Here is a 22,260-nt window from a genome sequence, read left to right on the forward strand (position 1 = left end):
CCCGGCGCCTTCGCGAGCAGGCTCGCTCCCACAGTTGTTTTGGGTTGGACTCAGGATTTGCAGGTGCCGCAGATGCCCTTGTGGGGCAGACTCAGGATTGTATGTGCGCAGAAAGGCCAATGTGGCGAGGGAGCTTGCTCCCGCTGGCGTGCGTAGCAGGCCCCGGCGGTTCTCCAGGCTGACCGCATCACCCGTCTTGCGACTGCTGCGCAGCCGAGCGGGAGCAAGCTCCCTCGCCACAATCGTCTGGCTTGATCCTTTGATCAGTCAGCCAACAACACCGCCGCATCAAAGCCCACCCGCAGGTTGCCCCAGTGACGGCCGCCAAAGAAGAACGGTACGTCGATCTCGGTCATGATTTCCCCGGTGTCGCGCAGGTAGGTCTGGAGCAGGAAGCGCTGGACGTTGCCCGCCGCGCGCAGGCCGATCGGGTCGTTGAAGATCCGCTTGTTGCGGCACACCGGCAGGTCGACCGCGCGGTCGCCGGTTGGTTGCTTGGACACCCAGCTGTTGTTGACCGGGCAATAGCCCTTCGTATCGACGATGAACGAGACCTTGCCGCCCGGCGTGCTGCGGGTCAGCTTGTCGCATTCTTCCTGGCAGACCCGGGCGAAGCGTTCGGTGTAGCTGGTCATGTATTGCTTGGGATCGGTACCCGGTATCAGCTGGTAATTCTGGTCGAACAGGTTGACGCCTTCTTCCTGCAGCGCCTGCAGCTGAACCTGAAGCGTGTCGCGGCATTCGCTGGCGCGGGTGATGGCGGCGTCAAGCTTGCCGTGGCCGAGCACGAAGCGGCCCAGCAGCGTCTGGACCTTCTCGGCAACACCGGACAGATCGCGGGTGGCGGTCGCCGACTGCTGCATGCGCTGGTCGATCGACTGGCTGTCGGCATGGATCTGGGTGACGCGTTCGTTGATACCGGTGTTGGAGTCGGCGAACTGCTGGATGTGGTCGGCGATATCCGCCAGTTTGCCGTTGGTGGACTCGAAGTCGACGATCATGCTCTCGAAATGGCCGGAGGCGCGTTCCACCACCTTCTGGGTTTCCCGGGCGCTGTGGCTGATCTGGGTGGTCTGCTCGTGGGTGGAACTGACCTCCTGGAGCATCGCGTCGATGTTGCGCGAAATATCGTCGGTAGCCCGGCTGACGTTCTGCGCCAGGGTGCGCACTTCATCGGCGACCACGGCGAAGCCACGACCACTTTCCCCGGCGCGCGCCGCTTCGATGGCGGCGTTGAGCGCCAGCAGGTTGGTCTGGGCGGAAATCTGCTGGATCAGCCCGACGATGGATTTGATGCTCGACGAACGCTGGTTCAGCGCGTCCACCAGCGTGGCGAATTCACCCAGGCTGCTGGAGATCTCGCTGATGTTGCCGGTCACTTCCAGCAACTCGGCGTAGGAATCGCGGGCCATGTTCAGGTTTTGCGCGGTGGTGCTGGAGATGCCCTGGGTCTGGCGGGACACTTCTTCGATACGGCCCACGGCGGTATTGCTCTGGTCCATCACTTCCTTGGCGAAGCGCGCCTGGTGGGTCGCGCTGTCGCTGGAGTCGCTGATGTTCTTCAATGAACGGGCCGACTCCACGGCAATGTGCACCGTCAAGGCCTGGACGTTGCTGATGATCTCGCGCTGCTTGGCCAGGAAGCGGTTGCAGGTGGCGGCCAGCGTGCGGATCTCGTCATGGGTGACCAGCGGCAAGTCCTTGGACAAGTCGCCTTCGCCGTTGGCGATCTCTTCCAGCGCCTTGGTCATTACAGTGACGGGGCGCACGATGAGGTGGCGGAAATACCAGACCATGAAGCTGATCATGCCGAACGTCAGGAGCGCGCCGAAGAGCAGGGCATGGGTGAGGCTGTCGAGACGATCCTCGATCTGGCCCAGCAGCGCGGCGTCCAGTTGGGCCGTGCGCAACTGCACGAGAATATCGGCCCGGGCGCTGACGGCGACCCAGTACAGCAGGCCACTGACGACGACCAGCAGGAAAAGGCTTGAAAGCTTTTTGGTGAGGGTATCGAAGAATTGCATCTCGATAGACTCGTACAAGGCCTTTAACGTCTGCATGCCGCTGCTCCTGGGCAAAAAAATCACTGAATGGAATACATTCGACCGCGAGCGCCAAAGCTTTAGGGTAGCAGGGCGATTTGATATCACTTTGTGGGAGTGAGCTTGCTCGCGAAGGCGCAGGTACAGCCAACATCAATGCTGGCAGACCCACCGCTTTCGCGAGCAAGCTCGCTCCCACAAGGGGTATGGCGCTATCAATTTGATACAAAAGATTTACTGGGAATGATTCTCAAAGTATATTCGCTCTCATTCACATCCCCCCCATGAGTGCAGCGTCTTGAATCGTTCCACCCCCCTCGCTTACCGCAATGCCCTCGTCAAATGTGTTTTACCCGCGCTGTCCTGCTGTTTCATGGCAAGCCCCTTGAAGGCCCAGGACACCCTTGAACTGCCCACCACGGATGTGCAAGGCAGTCGGATCATTCAGGACGAAGGCTACACGGCGACGCAAGCCAGCACGGCGAGCAAGAGCGATGTACCGATCAAGGAAGAGGCGCAGTCGATCAACGTGGTGACCCAGCAGACCCTGGCGGACTACCAGGTGCGCTCCCTGGACGACGCGATGAAGTTCGTCAGCGGTGTCAGCCAGGGCAACACCTTGGGCAACTCGCGGGACTCGCTGGTCAAGCGCGGTTTTGGCACCAACGATGACGGTTCGATCCTGCGCGATGGTGTGCGTTCGAACCTGGGCCACAACTTCAGCGCCACCACTGAGCGAGTCGAAGTGCTCAAGGGCCCGGCCTCAATGCTGTACGGCGCGCTGGAACCGGGTGGCCTGATCAACGTCATCAGCAAGAAGCCCGAATACACCCAGAGCACCACGCTGAGCGGCTCCGCCTACAGCGAGGGCGGCGGCACCATGGCCCTGGACACCACCGGGCCGTTGGGCGACACCGGGTTGGCCTATCGCCTGATCGCCGAACGCGGCCATGAGGATTACTGGCGCAACTACGGCGTCAATGAGAGCACGCTGGTGGCGCCATCGCTGGCCTGGACCGGTGAGCGTGCTTCGTTGAACCTGAGCTACGAGTACAACGAATATTCCAACCCGTTTGACCGTGGCACGGTGTTCAAGAATGGGCATCCGGCCGACATCGACTATGACAAGCGCCTGGACGAGCCTTGGGCCAAGAGCGTCGGGATCCGTGAGACGGCCACCGCGCGGTTCGAGTACGAGCTGAGCGAAGCGTGGAAAACCCGGGTGACCTACGGCTGGAACAATGACCGCTACAGTCTTGCGATTGCCCAGCCCAACTCGCTGGTCGGCAATACTCTGCGGCGAGCCGCCAACGGCGCCCACTACGACGATGAAACCCGTTACGCCAGTTGGGATTTCATCGGCAAGCAGGAGCTGTTCGGCCAGCGCCATGACCTGTTGATCGGTGCCGATAACCAGGTGTCTGACCAGTACCGTGGCAAGACCTACCGCGGGCCAGTGCGGGGCGGCTTCGATATCACGGCGCCGGTGTACGGAGGTTTGGCGCAGCCCAGCGTCATCAACCCCGCCCAGAGCAACCTGAGTAACCAACTGACGTCCAGCTCGGTGTACCTGAAGGACAACTGGCACCTGGACGACCGCTGGATCCTGGTCTTTGGCGGGCGCTACCAGCACTACGATCAATATAGCGATCAGGGGCTGGGCAGCCGTTATGTGGTGAATCGCGATGACAACGGCGACGCCTTCGTGCCATTCCTCGGCCTGGTTTACAAAGCCACCGACAGCCTGTCGCTGTATGGCAACTACAGCCGCTCCTTCAAGCCGAACGACGACGTTGACGACGCCGGCAATACCTTCGATCCGGAAGAGGGCCGCAGCTATGAAATCGGCGCAAAGTACGATCCGCTCCCGGGCTTGAATATCAACCTTGCGCTGTTCGACATCGTGAAGAAAAACGTCGTGACGTCCTCCACGGTCAATGGCGTGACGCTGGCGGAAGCCGCCGGCAAGGTAGGTTCCCAGGGTCTGGAACTCGACATCACGGGCCGCCTCGCCGACCGCTGGGACCTGATCGGGACTTACGCCTACACCCATACGGAAATCCTCGACGATCCGGAGGACGAAGGTCACCGTCTGGCCGATGCTCCCAAGCACACCGCCAGCCTGTACCTGAGCCACCATCTGAACGTGCCGGCCGAATTCGGCGCCTGGCACGCCGGGGCCGGAGCGCGGTATGTCGGCGAACGCGCCGCCAACAACGCCAACGATTTCTGGCTCAGCAGCTACACCGTCGCCGACGCGTTCCTGCGCTGGGAGTCGCCGGTGTTCGGGCAAAAGACCTCGTTGCAATTGAACGTCGACAACCTGTTCGACAAGCAGTACTACCCGTCGTCCACCGGAAGCCAGTTGCAGGTCAACGTCGGCGAGCCGCGTACTGCCAAGTTGAGCGCCAGCGTGACGTTCTGATCGCAGTGCTTGAATAAAAATGCCCGGGCATCAAATGTCCGGGCATTTTTTTTCAGCTTCAATCCGCCTTCGCGAGCAGGCTCGCTCCCACATAGGCTGCGGGTGTTCCAGACCCTGTGGGAGCGAGCCTGCTCGCGAAGGCGATGTAACGGATCAGCGAAACGCCGGCACCACCTGCCGGATGAACAACTCCAGGGATTTTTTCTTCTCGGCATGCGGCAAGCTGTTGTCGCACCAGAAGCTGAACTCGTCCACGCCCAGTTCCTGGTAATACTTTATCCGCTCGATGATTTCCTGCGGGGTGCCGATCATGGTGTTCTTGCGGATGTTCTCCAGCTGGAACTCCGGGCGCTCGGCGAATTTTTCTTCCGGGCTCGGCGCCAGGAAGCCGTTGACCGGCACCTGCTTGTTGCCGAACCAGGCGTCGAAGGTGCGATAGAACTTCGAGATTGCCTGGGCACCGATCTTCCAGCCCTCGGGATCGTCCTCGGCGTGCACATGGGTGTGGCGCAGCACCATCAATTGCGGACGCGGCACGTCGGGATTGTTGTCCAGGGCGGCCTGGAATTTGTTCTTCAGGTCGAGGACTTCTTCATCGCCTTTCATCAAAGGCGTGACCATCACGTTGCAGCCATTGGCGACCGCGAAGTTGTGCGAGTCAGGATCGCGGGCGGCGATCCACATCGGCGGATGAGGCTTGCGGATGGGCTTGGGCACGCAGGTGGAAGTGGGGAATTTCCAGATCTCGCCGTCATGGGCGTAGTCGCCTTGCCACAGGGCGCGCACCACCGGGACCATTTCGCGCAATGCCTGGCCGCCGGAAGAGGCTGGCATGCCACCGGCCATGCGATCGAATTCCACCTGATAGGCGCCCCGGGCCAGCCCGACTTCCATGCGGCCATTGCTGATAACGTCGAGCAACGCGCATTCGCCAGCCACCCGTAGCGGGTGCCAGAACGGCGCGATGATGGTGCCGGCGCCGAGGTGAATGGTCGTGGTCTTGCCGGCCAGGTACGCCAGTAGCGGCATCGGGCTTGGCGAAATGGTGTATTCCATGGCGTGGTGTTCGCCGATCCACACGGTGCTGAAACCGCCGGCTTCGGCCATCAGCGTCAGCTCGCTGAGGTCTTCGAACAACTGGCGATGGCTGACGCTTTCGTCCCAGCGCTCCATGTGTACGAACAGGGAAAATTTCATGGCGCTTTCTCTTTATTGTTGACGATCGGTTCAGGCGAGGACGGGCAGGGTGCCCATCTTGCCGTGGCAATAAACCAGCGGCCCCGGTGTGTGTTGCGGCACGATCAGGTTCTTCACGGCGCCGACCATGATGGCGTGATCGCCACCCTCGTATTCGCGCCACAGTTCGCATTCGATGATGGCGGTGGCGTTGCCCAACAACGGATTGCCCAACTCGCTCAAGGTCCATTCGATGCCCTGGGCCTTGTCCTTGCCTTTGCGGGCGAACGCGTAGGCTTCGTTCTGCTGGCCGCCGGAAAGCACGTGGATGGCGAAGCGTTTGTTCCTGATCAGCACCGGATAGGAATCGGAGCTGTAGTTGGGGCAGAACAGCACCAGGGCCGGGTCCATCGACAATGAACTGAAGGCGCTGGCGGTCAGCCCGACGATTTGCCCGTCATCGTCCAGCGTGGTGATCACCGTCACGCCGGACGGGAACGAGCCCATGACTTGTTTGTAGAGGTTGGCATCGATCATTTCGCAGTCCTCGCTCGCAGGCGGTTATGACGCAGTGTTCTCAGTGGGCGCCGGCGGCCTTGTTCAGGTCACTCTCGGCCCATTGGGTGTAGACGCAGGCATCGGCGGCGGCCCAGCGCACCCGCACCGGGTCGCCAGCCTTCAGCGGCATGCCGGCGGCGGACAACGCCTTGACGGTCATGGCCGTGCCACCGGACGTCACTACGCTGCAGGTCTGGCTTTCGCCAAGAAAGAGCACCTCCACGACCTTGGCCGAGACTTCGTTCCAGCCGGCCGGCAGGGTGTCTTGGGTCGCCTGCTCGACACTCAGGGCCAGAGCCTTTTCCGGGCGGACCATCAGCAGCACGTCCTGGTCGGTTTGCAGGCCGGTGGTCAGGCGGATCGACAGCGACTGGCCTTCGAAGGACGCCGCGGCATTGCCCTGGGCCTTGAGCTTGAGGAAGTTGGAGTTGCCCAGGAACGAGGCGACAAAGGCATTCGGTGGATTCTGGTAGAGGTCGTAGCCGCTGCCCAGGCCGACGATCTTGCCGTGGCTGAAGATCGCGATGCGCTGGGACAGGCGCATGGCTTCTTCCTGGTCGTGGGTGACGTAGACAATGGTGATGCCCAGCCGGCGGTGCAACTGGCGCAGTTCATCCTGCAAGTCTTCGCGCAGCTTCTTGTCCAACGCGCCGAGGGGTTCGTCCATCAGCAGGATGCGCGGTTCATAAACCAGCGCCCGGGCAATCGCCACGCGCTGCTGCTGGCCACCGGACAGTTGCGAAGGGCGCCGATGGGCGAACTCTTCCAGTTGCACCAGCTTGAGCATGGCATCGACCCGGCGCTCGCGCTCGGCGCTGGCCAGTTTGCGGATTGCCAGCGGGAAGGCGATGTTGTCGCGCACCGACAGATGCGGAAACAACGAATAGCGCTGGAACACCATGCCGATGTCGCGCTTGTGCGGCGGCACGTTGACCAGGGATTTGCCGTCCACCAGGATCTCGCCGCTGCTGGGGGTTTCGAAGCCGGCCAGCATCGACAGGGTGGTGCTCTTGCCCGAGCCGCTGGAGCCGAGGAAGGTCAGGAATTCACCGTCCTGGATCTCCAGGGATATATCGTCCACGGCGGCAAAGTCGCCGTAGTGCTTGTTCAGGTTGCGCAGGCTGACCAGGGTCTTGTCGTTCCGCTGTGCGGGGTCTTTGACGGCACTCATCGTATTCTCCTAGGCGCTCAGGCGCTGATTTCGTTGCGCCGGCGCAGGGCGGCGGCGATCACCATGACCAGCACCGAGAGGCCGATCAGCAGCGTCGAAGCGACGGCGATCACAGGCGTCAGGTCCTGGCGCAAAGTGGTCCACATTTTTACCGGCAAGGTCTGCAGGGTCGGGCTGGCCATCATCACGCTCAGCACCACCTCGTCCCACGACACCAGGAATGCGAACAACGCGCCGGCGACCATGCCCGGGCGAATGGCCGGGAACGTCACCTTGAACACCGCTTGCAGACGCGAGGCGCCGCAGATCACCGCCGCGTCCTCGATGGATTGGTCAAACAGCTTGAGCGAGTTGATGATCGAGATGATGGTGAACGGCAGCGCGACGATCACATGGCTGACCACGAAGGCAAACATCGTCCCGGTGTAGCCGAGTTTCAGGAACAGCGCGTAGACCGCCACGGCGATGATCACCAGCGGCACGATCATCGGCAGGGTGAACAGGCCGTAGAGCATTTCCCGGCCGGGGAAGCGCCCGCGCACCAGCGCGAACGCGGTCGGCAGGCCCAGGGCCACGGCGCAGACGGTGGTCAGCACCGCGACCTTGAGGCTGGTCAGCGCGGCGCTCATCCAGTCCGGGTTGGAGAAGAACTGGCCGTACCATTTGAAGGTCCAGCCTGGCGGCGGAAACACCAGCCACTGCGACGAGCCGAACGACAGCAGCACGATGAATACGATCGGCAGCAGCAGGAACAAGGCGATCACACCGGTGGTGAAGTACAGGCCGAACCGCATGCGTCGGCTCATGGCATTGGGAGTCAGGAGCATGGCGGCTTACCTCGCGTTGCTGGCGCCCACCGGGGATTCCGGCTGGAGCCTCAGGTAGAAGTAGAACAACACCAGCGTGATCGCCACCAACAAGGCAGCACCGGCACTGGCCAGGCCCCAATTGAGGAATGACTGCACCTGCTGGATGATGAATTCCGGCAGCATCATGTTCTGCGCGCCGCCCAGCAATGCCGGGGTCACGTAGTAACCGAGGGACATGACGAAGACCATCAGCCCACCCGAGAACAGCCCCGGCCGGCACAGCGGCAGGAACACCCGGAAGAAATTGGTCCAGGGGCTGGCGCCGCAAATCGAACCGGCCTGCAGGATCATCGGGTCGATGGCCTGCATGGTCGCCTGCAACGGCAGGACGATGAACGGGATCATGATGTAGCTCATGCCGATCACCACGCCGGTGAGGTTGTGCACCATCTCCAGCGGCTGGTCGATGATGCCCAGGGCCATCAACGCTTTGTTCACCACGCCCGAGGCCTGCAACAGCACCAGCCAGGAGTAGGTGCGGGCCAGCAGGCTGGTCCACATCGACAGCAGGACGATGTTCAGCATCCAGCGGCCCCAGCCGCGGGGCACCAGGGTAATGGCCCAGGCCAGCGGGAAGCCCAGCAGCAGGCTGAACAACGTCACCAGCCCGGCCACCGAAAAGGTGTTGAACAGCACCCGGGCGTAAGCCGAGTTCGCGAACAGCTGCTCGTAGTTGCCCAGGCCCGGCACGGGTTCCAGCACGCCGCGCAGCAGCAGGCCGATCAGTGGCGCCAGGAAGAACAGGCCGAGGAACAGCAGCGCAGGAATCAGGTTGCCGGCGCCGCGCCAGCGTTGCATCAACGACGGCGTCTGCTTGCGCGCCACGGCCGAACCGGCAGCGCCGACGGCGCTCCCGGTGCGAGGGGTTGCCGCTGCCGCCATTTTCATTTGACCAGCCATTCATTCCACCGTGTCGCGATGTCCTGACCGTTCTTGGCCCAGTACGCAAAATCCAGCGTGATCTGATCCTTGGCGTAGGCGGTCGGCAGGTTGGGGGCGAGCACCGAATCCAGGCGTGCGATGCTGTCAACGTTGACGGGGGCGTAGGCGGTCAGGTTGGAGAAATCGGCCTGGCCCTTGGCGCTGCTGGCGTTAGCCAGGAATTTCATGGCAGCGGCCTTGTTTTTCGAGCCCTTTGGAATGACCAGGATGTCGGCCATGACCAGGTTCTGCTTCCAGCTCACGCCGACCGGAGCGCCGTCTTGTTGCAGGGCATAGATACGGCCGTTCCAGAATTGGCCGATGCTGGCTTCGCCGGACGCGAGCAGTTGCTGGGACTGGGCGCCGCCGCCCCACCAGACGATGTCTTTCTTGATGGTGTCGAGTTTCTTGAAGGCGCGGTCCAGGTCCAGCGGATAGAGCTTGTCCTGCGTCACGCCATCGGCCAGCAGGGCCAGTTCCAGCACGCCAGGGCTTGGCCATTTGTACAGGGCGCGTTTGCCGGGGTAGGTCTTGGTGTCGAACAGCGCGGACCAATCCGTTGGCTTGCCCGAACCGAGCTTGCCTTCGTTGTAGCCGAGCACGAAGGAGAAATAGAAGGAGCCGACACCGTGGTCGGAGACGAAGCGCGGGTCGATCTTGTCGCGTTGGATGACCGAGAAATCGAGAGGTTCGAGCAGGCCTTCGGCGGCGGCGCGCAGGGCGAAGTCGGCCTCGACATCGACCACGTCCCACTGCACGTTGCCGCTTTCGACCATGGCCTTGAGCTTGCCATAGTCGGTCGGGCCGTCCTGGACCACGGTGATGCCGCTGGCCTTGCTGAACGGATCGGCCCAGGCCTGTTTCTGCGCGTCCTGGGTGCTGCCGCCCCAACTGACGAAGTTGACGCTTTCAGCGGCCATCGTCGCCTGGCTGGTGACACTCAGCAGGCCGGCAAAAAGAATTGCGGCTGCACTTTTCTTCAACACCATGTTCACGCCCTCATTGTTGTGTTTATTGAGTGGGCTTCTATTCGCCCACTTATCGGGAGCTTTGGGTCAAGCGGGTCTTGCAAGTGACCGCGCCAGGGTAGGCAGAAGCGTTCGGTCGATGGAATATCATATTATGGTATTCCAAACTTTCTGCAAGGGTTTTGCCGTACCGGCTATCTGCCTGGAGCGGATTTCGGTGATCTGTTGTGGGTAAATGTGTGCTGTCCCTGCCTACCCGGTAAAAGGAATGCTCTCCACCACCTCCAGGTCATACCCGGTCAGCCCCGCGTACTTGAGCGGTGGCCCCAGGTGCCGCAGCTTGCCAACGCCCAGGTCCTGGAGGATCTGCGCGCCAGTGCCTACTTCAGAATAGATGCGCGATTGGGAGCGGCTGAACTGGCGGGGCGGCTGGGTGAGTTGCGGCACACGTTCGAGCAGCGCTTGGGATGACTCGTGATTGGCCAGCACCACCACCACGCCACGACCTTCCTCGGCGACCCGTTGCAGCGCCGCCCACAGGGTCCAGTTGGAAGGCCCGTTGTACTCGGCACCGACCAGGTCCCGCAGTGGGTCGATCACATGCACGCGCACCAGCGTCGGCTCTTCCCGACGGATATCGCCCATGACCATCGCCATGTGCACGCCGCCTTCGATGCGATCTTCGAAGGTGAACAGGCGGAAGGTGCCATGCACCGTCGGCAAGTCCCGTTCACCGATGCGCACCACCGTGTGCTCGGTGCTCAGGCGGTAGTGGATCAGGTCGGCGATGGTGCCAATCCTGATCCCGTGCTTGCGGGCGAAAATTTCCAGGTCCGGGCGGCGGGCCATGGTGCCGTCATCGTTCATGACTTCGACAATCACCGATGCCGGCGTGAAGCCTGCCAGGCGCGCCAGGTCGCAACCGGCTTCGGTATGCCCGGCGCGGGTCAATACGCCGCCTTCCTTGGCCCGCAGGGGGAAGATATGCCCCGGCTGGACAATGTCGACCGGCCCCGCGTCACGAGCAACAGCGGCAGCGACGGTGCGCGCCCGGTCAGCGGCGGAGATACCGGTGGTCACGCCCGTGGCGGCCTCGATGGACACCGTGAACGCGGTGCTGAACACGCTGCCGTTGCTCGGCACCATCTGTTCGAGGCCCAGGCGTTGGCAGTGCTCATCGGTCAGGGTCAGGCAGATCAGCCCGCGTGCTTCGCGGGCCATGAAGCTGATCGCCTGGGCATTGCAACAATCGGCGGCGAGCAGCAAATCGCCTTCGTTTTCCCGATCTTCGTCATCCACCAGCAACACCATCTTGCCCAGGCGGTAGTCTTCGATGATTTCCTCAATGCTGTTAAAGGCCATGGCGGGCTCTCTTTGTTTTGAAGGGTGCAGGATGGAAACGGCTTGTGGTATACCATAATACAAAACAAACACAGAGGTCACTATGAAGGCGTACTGGATTGCTCATGTGGATGTCAGCGACCCCGATCAATACAGCCAATACACCCAGCGCGCGCCAGCGGCGTTTGCCTTGTATGGCGCACGGATGCTCGCCCGGGGCGGACGCAGCGAAGCGATGGAAGGCAGGGCCACGCCGCAGCGCAGCGTGGTGATCGAATTCGATTCCTACGAACAGGCGCTGGCCTGCTATCACTGCGAGGAGTATCAGCAGGCGAAGGAGCATCGTGAGGGTGTGGCGCGGGCCGAGGTAATCATCGTCGAGGGCGTGGCGCCCTGATCGCAGGCGTCAGCGGATGAAGTGAATCTTGCCGCTGTCGTCGTTGCCCATGTAGATGCCGTAGACCCCGGCCTGGCGTTCCTCGATGTAACGTTCGAGGATCTGCCGGATGGCCGGATAATAGATGCTGTCCCATGGAATGTCTTCGGCAGCGAAGAATTGGCAGGCGAGGGTTTCCGCGCCGAACTCGCCGGTGATCTCCAGCGCGATGGCGCGGAAGATGATGTACACCTCGCTGATTTTCGGCACGCTGAAAATCGAGTAGGGCGAGATGATTTCGGCGCGCACGCCGGTCTCTTCCCAGACTTCACGCAGGGCCGCCTGCTCGGTGGTCTCGTTGCCTTCCATGAAGCCGGCCGGCAGTGTCCAGGTGCCTGGGCGCGGCGGGATAGCGCGTTGGCACAGCAGGTACTTGCCGTCCTGTTCGATGATGCAGCCGGCGATGATCTTCGGATTGACGTAATGGATGTAGCCGCAGCCGCCGCACATCAGCCGCTCATGGGTATCGCCCGCTGGCAGGCGCTGGCTCAAGTCAGTGCCGCCACACTTTGGACAAAAGCTCGGGCTGAACATGATCAGCGTCCTATGCGGGGTTCTTTCAACGCGATGGGCGCGGTGATTTCCGGGATGTTGCCAGTCTCTTCCTGCTGGCGCTTGAGGTATTCCAGCGCGACCTTGGCGGCGGCGCGTACGTGATCGACGCAGGCCTGGTGGGCCACCAGTGGATCGCCGCTTTTGATCGCCTCGACCATGCGTTCCATTTCCTGGTTGCTGCTGCCACGGCGGTTTTCCTGGGACACTGACGTGGCCCGCAGGTAGCTGATGCGCGCTTGCAACTGGCGCAACTGGGTGGCGGCAACGTGATTGCCGGAACCTTCAAGCAGTACGTCGTAGAAACCCTGGACCGAATCCAGCACCTGCTGCAGCTCGCCGTCCTTGAGGGCCTTGCGGTTTTCCTCGAGGGCTTTTTCCAGGGCCTTGATGTCCTTGGCCTTGGCCCGCAGGGTGAACAACTGGACGATCAAGCCTTCGAGCACGCACCGCAGCTCATAGATATCACCGGCGTCGGCTAGGGTGATGATCGCCACCCGTGGACCCTTGGCATCGGCGAACTCCACCAGGCCTTCGGATTCGAGGTGACGCAGGGCTTCACGCACCGACGTACGGCTCACGCCCAGGCGGTCGCACAGGTCGCGTTCGACCAGGCGATCGCCCGGCAGCAGCTGGAAGTTCATGATGGCGCTTCGCAGTTTATCCAGCACGATTTCGCGCAGGGTAACGGGGTTGCGATTGACCTTGAAGCTGTCGTCGAGTGGCAGGCGTTTCATGGGGTCCGCTCTGTGATGTGGCTGTCCATGCAAAACGGGCAAACATCCATGCTCGTTCAGTTCAAACAGCCGAGGGTTGACTGGAGGCCTCGGCGTCGGCTTCGGCGAAGGCTTCGCGGGCAAGCCGGAAACTGTCTACGGCAGCGGGGACGCCGCAATAAATGCCGACCTGAAGCAGAATTTCGCGTATTTGCTCACGACTCAGTCCGTTACGCAAGGCGCCACGCACATGCAGCTTGAGTTCGTGCGGGCGATTGAGCGCCGAGATCATCGCCAGGTTGATCATGCTGCGCTCCTTGAGCGACAAACCCTCGCGGCCCCAGACATGGCCCCAGCAATATTCCGTGACCATTTCCTGCAGCGGCCGGGTGAAATCGTCGGCGTTCTCGATGGCGCGGTTGACGTAGTCCTGGCCCAGTACCTGGGTGCGGATCTTCAGGCCTTGCTGGTATTTTTCGTTGCTCATACGGATTCCGAAAATAGTGATGGACCTGTGGGGATATGTGCAGCCCTCAAGCCAGCGCGGGCAGCGGGCCCAGCTTGCCTTTGTGGTAGATCATCGGCGTGACCGGTTGCGCGGGCAGGATCAGGTTCTTCACCGCGCCGACGATGATCGCGTGATCGCCGCCATCGTATTCGCGCCACAGTTCGCACTCGATGATCGCCGTGGCTTTACCCAGCAATGGATTGCCCAGGTCGCTCAGGTGCCAGTCGATGCCTTTGGCCTTGTCCTTGCCTTTGCCGGCGAAGGCGTAGGCTTCGGCGGTCTGGTCGGCGGACAGCAAGTGGATCGCGAACTGCTTGCTGTCGCGCAGGATCGGGTAGGTGTCGGAGGCATAGTTGGGGCAGAACAGCACCAGCGCCGGGTCTATGGACAAGGCGCTGAAAGCGCTGGCGGTGATGCCGACGATATTGCCCTCCGGGTCCAGGGTGGTAACCACCGTGACGCCGGACGGGAACGAGCTCATGACTTCTTTGTAGATGCCGGGTTCGATCATTTCTCAGGACTCCTAGCGCATCACGAACGGGTCAGGCATGGGCGCCTGGGAAAGGTTGATCCACACCGTTTTCAGCTCGGTATAGGCCAGCACTGAATCGATGCCGCTTTCGCGTCCGTAGCCACTGTTCTTGAACCCGCCGATCGGCGCCATGGCCGAGACCGCGCGGTAGGTGTTGACCCAGATAATCCCGGATCGCACGTCCCGGGCCAGGCGATGGGCGCGGCCCAGGTCACGCGTCCAGATGCCGGCGGCGAGGCCGAACTGCGAGTCGTTGGCGATCGCCAGGGCTTCGGCTTCGTCCTTGAAACGAATGACCGAGGCCACCGGGCCGAAGACTTCTTCCTGCATGATTTTCATAGAATTGTGATCGCACTCGAACAGGGTCGGCTCGTAGAACCAGCCGTCTCCCAGGTTCGGCGGACGCTTGCCGCCCAGGCGCAGGCGCGCGCCTTCGGCAATCGCGTCGGCCACCAGGCCCTCGACTACGGCCAGTTGCTGCGCGGTGGCCATGGGGCCCATTTCGCTGGCGTCTTCCTGAGGATTGCCGATGCGAATGCGCTGGGCGCGCTCCACCAGTCGTGAGACAAACTCGTCGTAGATTTCGTCCTGTACCAGCAATCGCGAGCCGGACACGCAGCTCTGGCCGGAGGCGGCGTAGATGCCGGCAATCGCACCATTGATGGCGCTGTCGAGGTCGGCGTCGGCAAAGATGATGTTGGGCGACTTGCCGCCCAGCTCCAACGACAGCTTGGCGAAGTTCTCGGCGCTGCTGCGCACCACATGCCGGGCCGTGGCCGCGCCGCCGGTGAAGGCGATCTTGCGTACCAGTGGGTGGCGGGTGAGGGCGGCGCCGGTGCTCGGGCCGTAGCCGGTGATGACGTTGACCACGCCCGGCGGGATTCCGGCTTCCAGGGCCAGGCGAGCGAGCTCCAGGATCGTCGCCGAGGCGTGCTCGGACGGCTTGATCACGATGGTATTGCCGGCCGCCAGCGCCGGGGCGAGCTTGATCGCGGTGAGATAGAGCGGGCTGTTCCAGGGGATGATCGCGGCGACCACCCCCATGGCTTCGTGCACGGTGTAGGCGAACAGGTCCGGCTTGTCGAGGGGCAGGGTGCCGCCTTCGAGCTTGTCGGCGAGGCCTGCGGTGTAGTGGAAAAACTCCGGCAGGTAGCCGACCTGGCCGCGGGTTTCACGGATCAGCTTGCCGTTGTCGCGGCTTTCGAGTTGGGCCAGTTGCTCCTTGTTTTCGGCGATCAGATCACCGAGACGGCGCAGCAGTTTGCCCCGAGCAGTGGCGGTCAGTCCGCGCCAGGCCGGGCTGTCAAAAGCCGTTTGTGCGGCTTGTACGGCGCGATCGACATCGGCTTCGTCGGCGTCGGGCAGCTCGGCCCAGGGTTGGGCCAGCGCCGGGTTCAGGCTCTCGAAAGTCTTGCCGGACAGCGCATCGACCCATTCACCGCCGATGCACATCGAAAAGCGTGCGAGTGTCATGCAACGATCCCCTTTATTGGATTTTGTCGGGTGTTGGCCGTGTCGAGGAATTCCAGCAACAACTGGTTGACCAGGCGCGGCGACTCTACCGGCATCATATGCCGTTGCTCGGCGAGCACGGCAACCGTGGCGCCGGGAATCCGCTCGGCCAGTTGCCGGGCCATTTCCGGGGTCGAGCCGGGGTCCAGCTCGCCAGTGGCAATCAACGTCGGCGCCTGGATGCTGCCCAGGTCGTCGGCGCGGTACATGTCCTGGGTGGCGAACAGCTCATAGGTGGTCAGGTAACCCTGGGGATCGTTCTGCGCCAGGGTCTGGCGCAGCGCGGCGATCTGCGCCGGATTGGCCGCCTGGTATTCGCGGCTGAACCAGCGCGACAGCGCGGCTTCGGCGTTGGCGTCCGGCCCATGCTCGGCGGCCTGGGCGGTGCGGGCGATGACCCCCGCACGTTGTTCGGCGCTGCGGTTGAACACGCTGTTGAGCACCACCAGGCCTTGCAGGCGTTGCGGGTAATGCAAGGCGAAGGCGCGTGCCACCAGGCCGCCCATGGAAAAGCCGATCACGCTGGCCTGGGGCAGTTGCAAGTGGTCCAGCAACTCCAGCAGCTGATCGGCGTACCCGAGCAGGCCAGTGCCAGTGGCAGGGCGCGGACTGGCGCCATGGCCGAGCATGTCGTAGGCGATGACGCGATACTTCGTGGCCAGGCCAACGACCTGGCCGCCCCACATTTCTTTGTTCAGGCCCACGCCGTGGATCAGGACCACGGGCTGGCCTTGGCCGGTTGCCAGGTAACTGGTGCCGGCCGGGGTGAGTTCAGCGGTGAGCCGAATCATGGAGCGCTCCTGCATGCCTTTTTTATTGTGGTTGCCCCGGTGGGTTCACTGGGCCTGTTCGGCGGCCAGCTCTTCCAGGTCGATGTAGCGATTGCCGATGCGTGGATGCAGGCGCCCGCCATCGGCGCAGCCCAGCACCACGACGATTTCGTCGGCGCGCGGAGCGTCTTCGATCTGCATTTCCAGGGTGATGTAGTGCGAGCGCAGGCCTTCGTCGTCCTTGTGCATCATCGGGATCTGGATCGAGGTGCCGGGGCCGCCGCGCTTGTTGGTGAAGCTCAGGTAGCTCTTGGCCTTGACCGCCTCGCGGTAATGGTTGCCGAAGCGCAGGGTATGGATCACGGCGGAGGCATGCTCGATCTCTCCGTCGGCACCGACGACCGCTGCCTTGCCATAGGCTTCGATCTTTTGCGCACCGCCGATGATGCCCACCAGGCGCTCGACCATCAGCGCGCCGAGATCGGAGCAATTGGCGCGGATCTCGGGTTTCAGGTCTTCGACAAAACCACGGCCCAGCCAAGGGTTCTTCATGACCACGGCCAGCCCGACCATGGTCACCGGCTTGTCGGTGGCCTTGCCACCTTCGATGAAGGTTTCTTCGACATAGCTGACGATCTTGCGAATTTCGAAACTCATGAGCTGCTCCGGGGGAAAGTGTCTGTGCGTATGATGGTATACCATAATACTGTTGGTGCAAGTGGCGGCTTTGGATTTGTGCGAGGGGAGGCGACGGAAGGCTGGGGCTCGGCAGAGCGCAGGCACTCAGGAGAATAGGCAGCTACAGTGTGGGTATAAATTTCCCCTTTTCAGGGCATCCGAGGCCAAACTCCCGCCCGACTGCACCGATTCGACCCGTTTGAGGTATCGACGCCGGGCACTGAAATAAACGTTTCAGCCTGCAAACCGATTTTTGCCGTGAAATAGAAAAGAAATTTCGCTTTTTCAGCGTTGCGCGCCGTTTTTTCCAGCATTGTGTGGATGCCCCCGCGCTTAGGCACAGCGTTTGCTACGGCTCACAGACGCTAGAACCAAGAGGTGCTCCAAGGAACAGGCTCATCAAACAAGGCAAGGCCAGACTGGTGAAATGACGAAGTCATAAGAAATGCCGTGTACGACACGGCTGGGAGTTGGCTATGCCCCACGCTTTTTTCAATGAAATGTATGACGCACAGGGTGACTGCCGCCCGCATTACCAAGCCTTCTCGCGCTGGCTGGCGGATACGCCGCTGGAGCTGTTGGAACAACGCCGCCGCGAAGCCGACCTGCTGTTTCATCGCGCAGGCATCACGTTCACCCTCTACGGCGACGAGCAGGGCACCGAGCGCCTGATCCCCTTCGACATCATCCCCCGCAGCATCAAGGCCAGCGAATGGCAGACGGTTGAGCGTGGCTGCATCCAGCGGGTCCAGGCCCTGAACATGTTCCTGGCGGATATCTACCACGGGCAACGCATCCTCAAGGAAGGCATCATTCCGGCCGAGCAAGTGCTGGCTAACGAGGGCTATCAGATCGCAATGCAGGGCCTGGACCTGCATCGTGGCATCTACGCGCACATTGCCGGTGTCGACCTGGTTCGCGACGGCGACGGCAGCTACTACGTGCTGGAGGACAACCTGCGCACGCCCAGCGGCGTGAGCTACATGCTCGAAGACCGCAAGATGATGATGCGTCTGTTCCCCGAGTTGTTCGCCGCCCAGCGCGTGGCGCCCATCGACCACTATCCGAACCTGCTGCTCGATACCCTCAAGAGCTCAAGCCCACTCGACAACCCTACCGCCGTGGTGCTGACCCCGGGGCGTTTCAACAGTGCCTATTTCGAACATGCGTTCCTGGCCCGGGAAATGGGCGTGGAGCTGGTAGAGGGCGCCGACCTGTTCGTGCGTGACGACCACGTCTATATGCGCACCACCGCCGGCCCCCAGCAGGTGGATGTGATTTACCGTCGCCTTGACGACGCCTACCTCGATCCGCTGTCGTTCAATCCCGATTCGATGCTCGGCGTGCCCGGGCTGGTCGCGGTCTATCGTTCCGGCAACGTGGTGCTGGCGAACGCCGTCGGCACTGGCGTGGCGGATGACAAGTCGATCTACCCCTATGTCGACGAAATGATCCGCTTCTACCTCACTGAAGAACCGATCCTGAAGAACGTGCCCACCTGGCAGTGCCGCAAACCCCAGGACCTGTCCCATGTGCTGGCGAACCTGCCCGACCTGGTGGTCAAGGAAACCCAGGGCTCCGGCGGCTACGGCATGCTGGTGGGGCCGGCCGCCACCGCAGCGGAAATCGAGGATTTTCGTGCCCGTCTCAAGGCCCGGCCGGAGGCCTACATCGCCCAGCCGACCTTGAGCCTGTCCACGTGCCCGACTTTTGTCGAAAGCGGCATCGCCCCGCGCCACATCGACCTGCGTCCCTTCGTGCTGTCCGGCAAGGAAACCCGCCTGGTGCCCGGTGGCCTGACCCGCGTGGCGCTGCGCGAAGGCTCGCTGGTGGTGAACTCGTCCCAGGGCGGCGGCACCAAGGACACTTGGGTAGTGGAGGACTAAGACATGCTTTCAAGAACCGCTTCGGACCTCTATTGGATGTCCCGCTACCTGGAGCGCGCCGAGAACCTGGCGCGCATGCTCGAAGTCAGTTATTCGCTGTCGTTGATGCCCCAGGCCGGGCGTAGCGACGGGCATGCCGAGCTGGCGATGTCGCTGCTGGCGGCCGGTACGCTGGACGATTACAACGCCCGTTATGACGCGCTCAACAGCGAGCGCATGCTGCATTTCTTTGCTCTGGATGAAGCCAACCCCGGCAGTATCTATAGCTGCCTGCGTGCCGCGCGCACCAACGCCCACGCGGTGCGCGGGCGCATCACCGCCGACATGTGGGAAAACATCAACGCCACCTGGCTGGAGATGCGCAACATCGCCAGTAACGGCCTGGGCCGCTACGGCATCAGCCATTTCTGCGAATGGGTCAAGGAGCGTTCGCACCTGTTCCGCGGCGCGACGTCGGGCACGATCATGCGCAACGACGCCTACAGTTTCATTCGCCTGGGAACCTTCATCGAGCGCGCGGACAACACCTTGCGCCTGCTGGACGCGCGCTACGAGATGTTCGGCGAGGAGTCGGAGGAGGTCAGCGACAACTCGGCGCGCGGCTATTACCAATGGAGTGCCTTGTTGCGGGCGCTGTCTTCGTTCGAGGCGTTCAACGAGATCTACCGTAACGCGCCCAACGCCGAGCAGGTCTCGGAGATGTTGCTGCTGCGGGCCGACGTGCCGCGCTCGCTGCATGCGTGCATCGAAGAACTGGACCATATCCTCGCCAGCCTGCCTGGCAACAACGGTCGTCCGGCCCAGCGCCTGGCCGCGGAATTGAATGCGCGCCTGCGTTATTCCGGCATCGACGAGATTCTCGCGTCGGGCCTGCATCAATGGCTGACCGAACTCATCGGCCAGATCCGCCACCTGGGCCAGACCGTCCACGATGCCTACCTGGAGGTGGTATGAAATTGTCCATTCGCCACGACACGACCTACAGCTATGCCGACGAAGTCTGCACCAGCATCCAGTTCCTGCGCCTGACGCCCAAGGACAGTCCGCGCCAGCGCATTCTGCAATGGCACCTGGAGTTGCCACGCCTGGTGCGCAGCCAGCTCGATCCTTACGGCAACATCCTGCATGTCATGACCATGGACGAGCCTCATGGGGCTCTGGTACTGACCGCTTACGGTGAAGTGCAGATCGACCAGACCGTGGAGATGGAGCCTGACAGCCAGTCACCGCTGCCGTTCCTGCGCACCAGCCGTCTCAGCCAGGCCGATGAAAGCCTCATTGCTTTCGCCATGGCCCAGTGCGGGGCACGGCGTGATCGTTCGGCGCTGGCCGACTTGATGAATGGCCTCGCCGATCGCATGGCCTACCTTCCCGGCACTACTGCGGTCAGCAGCACGGCGGCCGAGGCGTTTGCCGGCGGTGCCGGCGTCTGCCAGGACCACGCCCATGCATTCGTGGCTTGTGCCCGCAGCCTGGGCGTACCGGCGCGGTATGTGTCCGGCTACCTGTGCACCGAAGACGAAAACCACCTGGCGAGCCATGCCTGGGCTGAAGCCTGGCTGGGGGATGGCTGGTACAGCTTCGACGTAACCAATCGCCTGACCCGTCCCGATCGCCATCTGAAACTGGCGATCGGCCTGGACTACCTCGACGCCTGCCCGGTGCGCGGCATGCGCCGGGGCGGCGGGGCGGAGCAGATGCACGCGCGGGTGCAGGTGAGCTCGATGGTGCAGGTGCAGCATCAGTAATTTATCCAATAAAGACTGAGGCCCCTTCGCGAGCAGGCTCGCTCCCACAATGGACCGGTGTCCGGCCGAAACCCTGTGGGAGCGAGCCTGCTCGCGAAGGTGGCGGTACGGTTCTTTTGCGTACGCCGCCGTGCGAACCTGTCATCATCGCGCTTCGCAACACCCCCCTTGATAAAGGACAGCGCCATGGACGATGTACAGCAATTGGGCGAGATGCTCCGTCACTACGCCGACAGCGAAGCGCACAAGAAGCAGCAACACCAGGCTCACTCGGCAGTATGGGCTGAGCGGATCGGGGCGTTGTACGGGCAGATCGAGCAATGGTTGGCGCCGGTCCTGGCGCCGAACCTGCTGGAGTTGAGTCGTAGCGCGTATGTCGCCCATGGGCCGAGTGTTCCTGCCGAGACGTCGGCTTTCAAGACGGAAAAACTGACCTTGTCCATTACCGGTAAACCGGTTGAGTTTGTGCCGGATGTGATGGGCGCGGGCGGGTTGATTTCCTTGTCGATCATCGGCCTGACCGCCACTCGCCACGGCAGCATTTCCCTGGTTTGCCAGCCGCCATCAACGCAGTGGCAATGGCGCAGGACCAACGGGTTGAAGGATCCGGACACCTACGTCTTCGATGCAAATTTCCTCGCTCAGCAGTTGCAGAGTCTTATACCGCGCGAGCGAAGCTGAATACGCTTGGCCGGGCAAAACCCCGCGCATTGGCTATTGGCTATACCTGTAGTTCCGCGCCCCCCGTCGGGTGTGGCTTACAGGAGTAACAGCATGAAGTTCGCCTCCATGATCGGCACCGTTTGCATTGCCTCGCTCGCGCTCGCTGGCTGCTCCAGCAAAGTCACCCAGCCGGACGAGTATTCCGGGTTCCTGGGGGACTACAGCCGGCTCAAGGAAGAAAAATCGCCGTCGGGGGCCGAGGTGATGCGCTGGGTCGATCCGAAGATCGATCTGGCGAAGTACTCCCGCATCTATATCGAACCGACCCAGCTGTACCCCAAGCCGCAAGCAACGGTGAAGATTCCGTCGGCAACATTGGCCGGCATCACCAGCTACTACGACCAGGCGCTCAAGCGTGAAGCCGGCAAGTCCCTGCCGCTGGCGACCAGCCCTGGCCCGGGTGTCCTGGTGGTGCGGGCGGCGATCACCGCGGTCAGCAGCAAGACCGAGGGCCTGAAACCCTACGAAGTGATTCCGATCGCCCTGGTGGCCGCCGCGGTCAGCACCGCCAGCGGCATTCGTGACCAGGAAACCACCCTGGGCACCGAAGCGGTGTTTCTCGACGGTGGCAATAATGCGGTAATCGCCCAGGTGGTGCGCAAGGGCACGGGTAAACCGTTGTCGAACGAGTCCCAGGTCATGAAGCCCGATGATGTCAAAGGGGTCATCGATGGCTGGGCGGCGGATCTGCATCAGTCATATCTGCAGCTCAAGGCTAAATAGCAGAG

General features: G+C 62.3%; 22 protein-coding genes. 7 read left to right on the plus strand and 15 right to left on the minus strand.

Annotation, left to right across the window (positions count from 1 at the left end):
* Positions 1–263 precede the first annotated feature (263 nt).
* A complete protein-coding gene (locus tag PSH78_RS11365) occupies positions 264–2,060 on the minus strand; it encodes a methyl-accepting chemotaxis protein (protein ID WP_305500532.1) in 1,797 nt (598 codons plus the stop codon).
* Positions 2,061–2,415: 355 nt separating this feature from the next.
* On the opposite strand from PSH78_RS11365, the gene PSH78_RS11370 reads away from it, so the two are divergent.
* Positions 2,416–4,467, plus strand: coding sequence for a TonB-dependent siderophore receptor (locus tag PSH78_RS11370; protein ID WP_305500534.1), 2,052 nt, complete (start codon positions 2,416–2,418; stop codon positions 4,465–4,467).
* Positions 4,468–4,620: 153 nt separating this feature from the next.
* On the opposite strand, the gene PSH78_RS11375 is transcribed toward PSH78_RS11370, so the two are convergent.
* The 7 genes from PSH78_RS11375 to ribBA form a co-directional block, all read right to left on the minus strand.
* Complete coding sequence (locus PSH78_RS11375) at positions 4,621–5,664, minus strand: LLM class flavin-dependent oxidoreductase (protein WP_305500535.1); 1,044 nt, start codon at positions 5,662–5,664, stop codon at positions 4,621–4,623.
* Positions 5,665–5,694: 30 nt separating this feature from the next.
* A complete protein-coding gene (locus tag PSH78_RS11380) occupies positions 5,695–6,180 on the minus strand; it encodes a flavin reductase family protein (RefSeq protein WP_305500537.1) in 486 nt (161 codons plus the stop codon).
* Positions 6,181–6,220: 40 nt separating this feature from the next.
* Positions 6,221–7,372: an ABC transporter ATP-binding protein gene (locus PSH78_RS11385; protein ID WP_305500539.1), complete on the minus strand. Its 1,152-nt coding sequence runs from the start codon at positions 7,370–7,372 to the stop codon at positions 6,221–6,223.
* A 17-nt stretch (positions 7,373–7,389) separates the two neighbouring features.
* Positions 7,390–8,199: an ABC transporter permease gene (locus PSH78_RS11390; RefSeq protein WP_030142570.1), complete on the minus strand. Its 810-nt coding sequence runs from the start codon at positions 8,197–8,199 to the stop codon at positions 7,390–7,392.
* Positions 8,200–8,205: 6 nt separating this feature from the next.
* Positions 8,206–9,129: an ABC transporter permease gene (locus tag PSH78_RS11395; RefSeq protein ID WP_305501226.1), complete on the minus strand. Its 924-nt coding sequence runs from the start codon at positions 9,127–9,129 to the stop codon at positions 8,206–8,208.
* Complete coding sequence (locus tag PSH78_RS11400; RefSeq protein ID WP_305500541.1) at positions 9,126–10,151, minus strand: ABC transporter substrate-binding protein; 1,026 nt, start codon at positions 10,149–10,151, stop codon at positions 9,126–9,128. Before PSH78_RS11400 ends, PSH78_RS11395 begins: the two co-directional genes overlap by 4 nt.
* A gap of 231 nt (positions 10,152–10,382) precedes the next feature.
* Complete coding sequence (gene ribBA / locus PSH78_RS11405; RefSeq protein ID WP_305500543.1) at positions 10,383–11,492, minus strand: bifunctional 3,4-dihydroxy-2-butanone-4-phosphate synthase/GTP cyclohydrolase II; 1,110 nt, start codon at positions 11,490–11,492, stop codon at positions 10,383–10,385.
* Positions 11,493–11,574: 82 nt separating this feature from the next.
* Between ribBA and PSH78_RS11410 the strand changes: the two genes are divergently transcribed.
* Positions 11,575–11,868 (plus strand): DUF1330 domain-containing protein, encoded by a 294-nt coding sequence (locus tag PSH78_RS11410; protein ID WP_305500545.1) that lies wholly within the window; start codon positions 11,575–11,577, stop codon positions 11,866–11,868.
* Between the two features lie 9 nt (positions 11,869–11,877).
* Here the strand turns inward: PSH78_RS11410 and PSH78_RS11415 are convergent, their stop codons facing one another.
* From PSH78_RS11415 to PSH78_RS11445, 7 genes are all read right to left on the minus strand, one after another.
* Positions 11,878–12,441, minus strand: coding sequence for an NUDIX hydrolase (locus PSH78_RS11415; protein ID WP_305500547.1), 564 nt, complete (start codon positions 12,439–12,441; stop codon positions 11,878–11,880).
* 2 nt (positions 12,442–12,443) lie between these two features.
* Complete coding sequence (locus tag PSH78_RS11420; RefSeq protein WP_305500548.1) at positions 12,444–13,196, minus strand: GntR family transcriptional regulator; 753 nt, start codon at positions 13,194–13,196, stop codon at positions 12,444–12,446.
* A 61-nt stretch (positions 13,197–13,257) separates the two neighbouring features.
* Positions 13,258–13,662: a carboxymuconolactone decarboxylase family protein gene (locus tag PSH78_RS11425; RefSeq protein ID WP_305500549.1), complete on the minus strand. Its 405-nt coding sequence runs from the start codon at positions 13,660–13,662 to the stop codon at positions 13,258–13,260.
* 46 nt (positions 13,663–13,708) lie between these two features.
* Positions 13,709–14,194: a flavin reductase family protein gene (locus PSH78_RS11430; RefSeq protein ID WP_305500551.1), complete on the minus strand. Its 486-nt coding sequence runs from the start codon at positions 14,192–14,194 to the stop codon at positions 13,709–13,711.
* A gap of 12 nt (positions 14,195–14,206) precedes the next feature.
* Positions 14,207–15,688: an aldehyde dehydrogenase gene (locus tag PSH78_RS11435; RefSeq protein WP_305500552.1), complete on the minus strand. Its 1,482-nt coding sequence runs from the start codon at positions 15,686–15,688 to the stop codon at positions 14,207–14,209.
* Entirely contained in the window at positions 15,685–16,518 is an 834-nt protein-coding gene (locus tag PSH78_RS11440; protein ID WP_305500553.1) for an alpha/beta fold hydrolase, read from the minus strand. Before PSH78_RS11440 ends, PSH78_RS11435 begins: the two co-directional genes overlap by 4 nt.
* A 45-nt stretch (positions 16,519–16,563) precedes the next feature.
* The gene (locus tag PSH78_RS11445; RefSeq protein WP_305500555.1) at positions 16,564–17,154 is read right to left on the minus strand and encodes an amino acid synthesis family protein; all 591 of its coding nucleotides are present in this window, start codon (positions 17,152–17,154) and stop codon (positions 16,564–16,566) included.
* Positions 17,155–17,651: 497 nt separating this feature from the next.
* Between PSH78_RS11445 and PSH78_RS11450 the strand changes: the two genes are divergently transcribed.
* The 5 genes from PSH78_RS11450 to PSH78_RS11470 all read left to right on the plus strand — a co-directional run bounded on the left by PSH78_RS11450 (position 17,652) and on the right by PSH78_RS11470 (position 22,255).
* Positions 17,652–19,061, plus strand: a complete 1,410-nt coding sequence (locus PSH78_RS11450; RefSeq protein ID WP_305500557.1) for a circularly permuted type 2 ATP-grasp protein — start codon at positions 17,652–17,654, stop codon at positions 19,059–19,061.
* A 3-nt stretch (positions 19,062–19,064) separates the two neighbouring features.
* Positions 19,065–20,015, plus strand: coding sequence for an alpha-E domain-containing protein (locus tag PSH78_RS11455; protein WP_305500558.1), 951 nt, complete (start codon positions 19,065–19,067; stop codon positions 20,013–20,015).
* On the plus strand, positions 20,012–20,809 hold the full coding sequence (locus PSH78_RS11460; protein WP_305500560.1) for a transglutaminase family protein: 798 nt from the start codon (positions 20,012–20,014) through the stop codon (positions 20,807–20,809). Before PSH78_RS11455 ends, PSH78_RS11460 begins: the two co-directional genes overlap by 4 nt.
* Positions 20,810–20,995: 186 nt before the next feature.
* Positions 20,996–21,490, plus strand: a complete 495-nt coding sequence (locus PSH78_RS11465; RefSeq protein WP_305500562.1) for a hypothetical protein — start codon at positions 20,996–20,998, stop codon at positions 21,488–21,490.
* A gap of 93 nt (positions 21,491–21,583) precedes the next feature.
* On the plus strand, positions 21,584–22,255 hold the full coding sequence (locus PSH78_RS11470) for a DUF3313 domain-containing protein (RefSeq protein ID WP_305500564.1): 672 nt from the start codon (positions 21,584–21,586) through the stop codon (positions 22,253–22,255).
* The last annotated feature ends 5 nt before the right edge of the window (positions 22,256–22,260 follow it).

This window comes from Pseudomonas sp. FP198, from assembly GCF_030687895.1.
Classification (GTDB): Bacteria; Pseudomonadota; Gammaproteobacteria; order Pseudomonadales; family Pseudomonadaceae; genus Aquipseudomonas.

Bases quoted from the DNA above. Each gene is read 5' to 3' on its own strand.
- PSH78_RS11365 (WP_305500532.1), bottom strand. From the start codon at position 2,060: ATGCAGACGTTAAAGGCCTTGTACGAGTCTATCGAGATGCAATTCTTC.
- PSH78_RS11370 (WP_305500534.1), top strand. From the start codon at position 2,416: ATGGCAAGCCCCTTGAAGGCCCAGGACACCCTTGAACTGCCCACCACG.
- PSH78_RS11375 (WP_305500535.1), bottom strand. From the start codon at position 5,664: ATGAAATTTTCCCTGTTCGTACACATGGAGCGCTGGGACGAAAGCGTC.
- PSH78_RS11380 (WP_305500537.1), bottom strand. From the start codon at position 6,180: ATGATCGATGCCAACCTCTACAAACAAGTCATGGGCTCGTTCCCGTCC.
- PSH78_RS11385 (WP_305500539.1), bottom strand. From the start codon at position 7,372: ATGAGTGCCGTCAAAGACCCCGCACAGCGGAACGACAAGACCCTGGTC.
- PSH78_RS11390 (WP_030142570.1), bottom strand. From the start codon at position 8,199: ATGCTCCTGACTCCCAATGCCATGAGCCGACGCATGCGGTTCGGCCTG.
- PSH78_RS11395 (WP_305501226.1), bottom strand. From the start codon at position 9,129: ATGAAAATGGCGGCAGCGGCAACCCCTCGCACCGGGAGCGCCGTCGGC.
- PSH78_RS11400 (WP_305500541.1), bottom strand. From the start codon at position 10,151: ATGGTGTTGAAGAAAAGTGCAGCCGCAATTCTTTTTGCCGGCCTGCTG.
- ribBA (WP_305500543.1), bottom strand. From the start codon at position 11,492: ATGGCCTTTAACAGCATTGAGGAAATCATCGAAGACTACCGCCTGGGC.
- PSH78_RS11410 (WP_305500545.1), top strand. From the start codon at position 11,575: ATGAAGGCGTACTGGATTGCTCATGTGGATGTCAGCGACCCCGATCAA.
- PSH78_RS11415 (WP_305500547.1), bottom strand. From the start codon at position 12,441: ATGTTCAGCCCGAGCTTTTGTCCAAAGTGTGGCGGCACTGACTTGAGC.
- PSH78_RS11420 (WP_305500548.1), bottom strand. From the start codon at position 13,196: ATGAAACGCCTGCCACTCGACGACAGCTTCAAGGTCAATCGCAACCCC.
- PSH78_RS11425 (WP_305500549.1), bottom strand. From the start codon at position 13,662: ATGAGCAACGAAAAATACCAGCAAGGCCTGAAGATCCGCACCCAGGTA.
- PSH78_RS11430 (WP_305500551.1), bottom strand. From the start codon at position 14,194: ATGATCGAACCCGGCATCTACAAAGAAGTCATGAGCTCGTTCCCGTCC.
- PSH78_RS11435 (WP_305500552.1), bottom strand. From the start codon at position 15,688: ATGACACTCGCACGCTTTTCGATGTGCATCGGCGGTGAATGGGTCGAT.
- PSH78_RS11440 (WP_305500553.1), bottom strand. From the start codon at position 16,518: ATGATTCGGCTCACCGCTGAACTCACCCCGGCCGGCACCAGTTACCTG.
- PSH78_RS11445 (WP_305500555.1), bottom strand. From the start codon at position 17,154: ATGAGTTTCGAAATTCGCAAGATCGTCAGCTATGTCGAAGAAACCTTC.
- PSH78_RS11450 (WP_305500557.1), top strand. From the start codon at position 17,652: ATGCCCCACGCTTTTTTCAATGAAATGTATGACGCACAGGGTGACTGC.
- PSH78_RS11455 (WP_305500558.1), top strand. From the start codon at position 19,065: ATGCTTTCAAGAACCGCTTCGGACCTCTATTGGATGTCCCGCTACCTG.
- PSH78_RS11460 (WP_305500560.1), top strand. From the start codon at position 20,012: ATGAAATTGTCCATTCGCCACGACACGACCTACAGCTATGCCGACGAA.
- PSH78_RS11465 (WP_305500562.1), top strand. From the start codon at position 20,996: ATGGACGATGTACAGCAATTGGGCGAGATGCTCCGTCACTACGCCGAC.
- PSH78_RS11470 (WP_305500564.1), top strand. From the start codon at position 21,584: ATGAAGTTCGCCTCCATGATCGGCACCGTTTGCATTGCCTCGCTCGCG.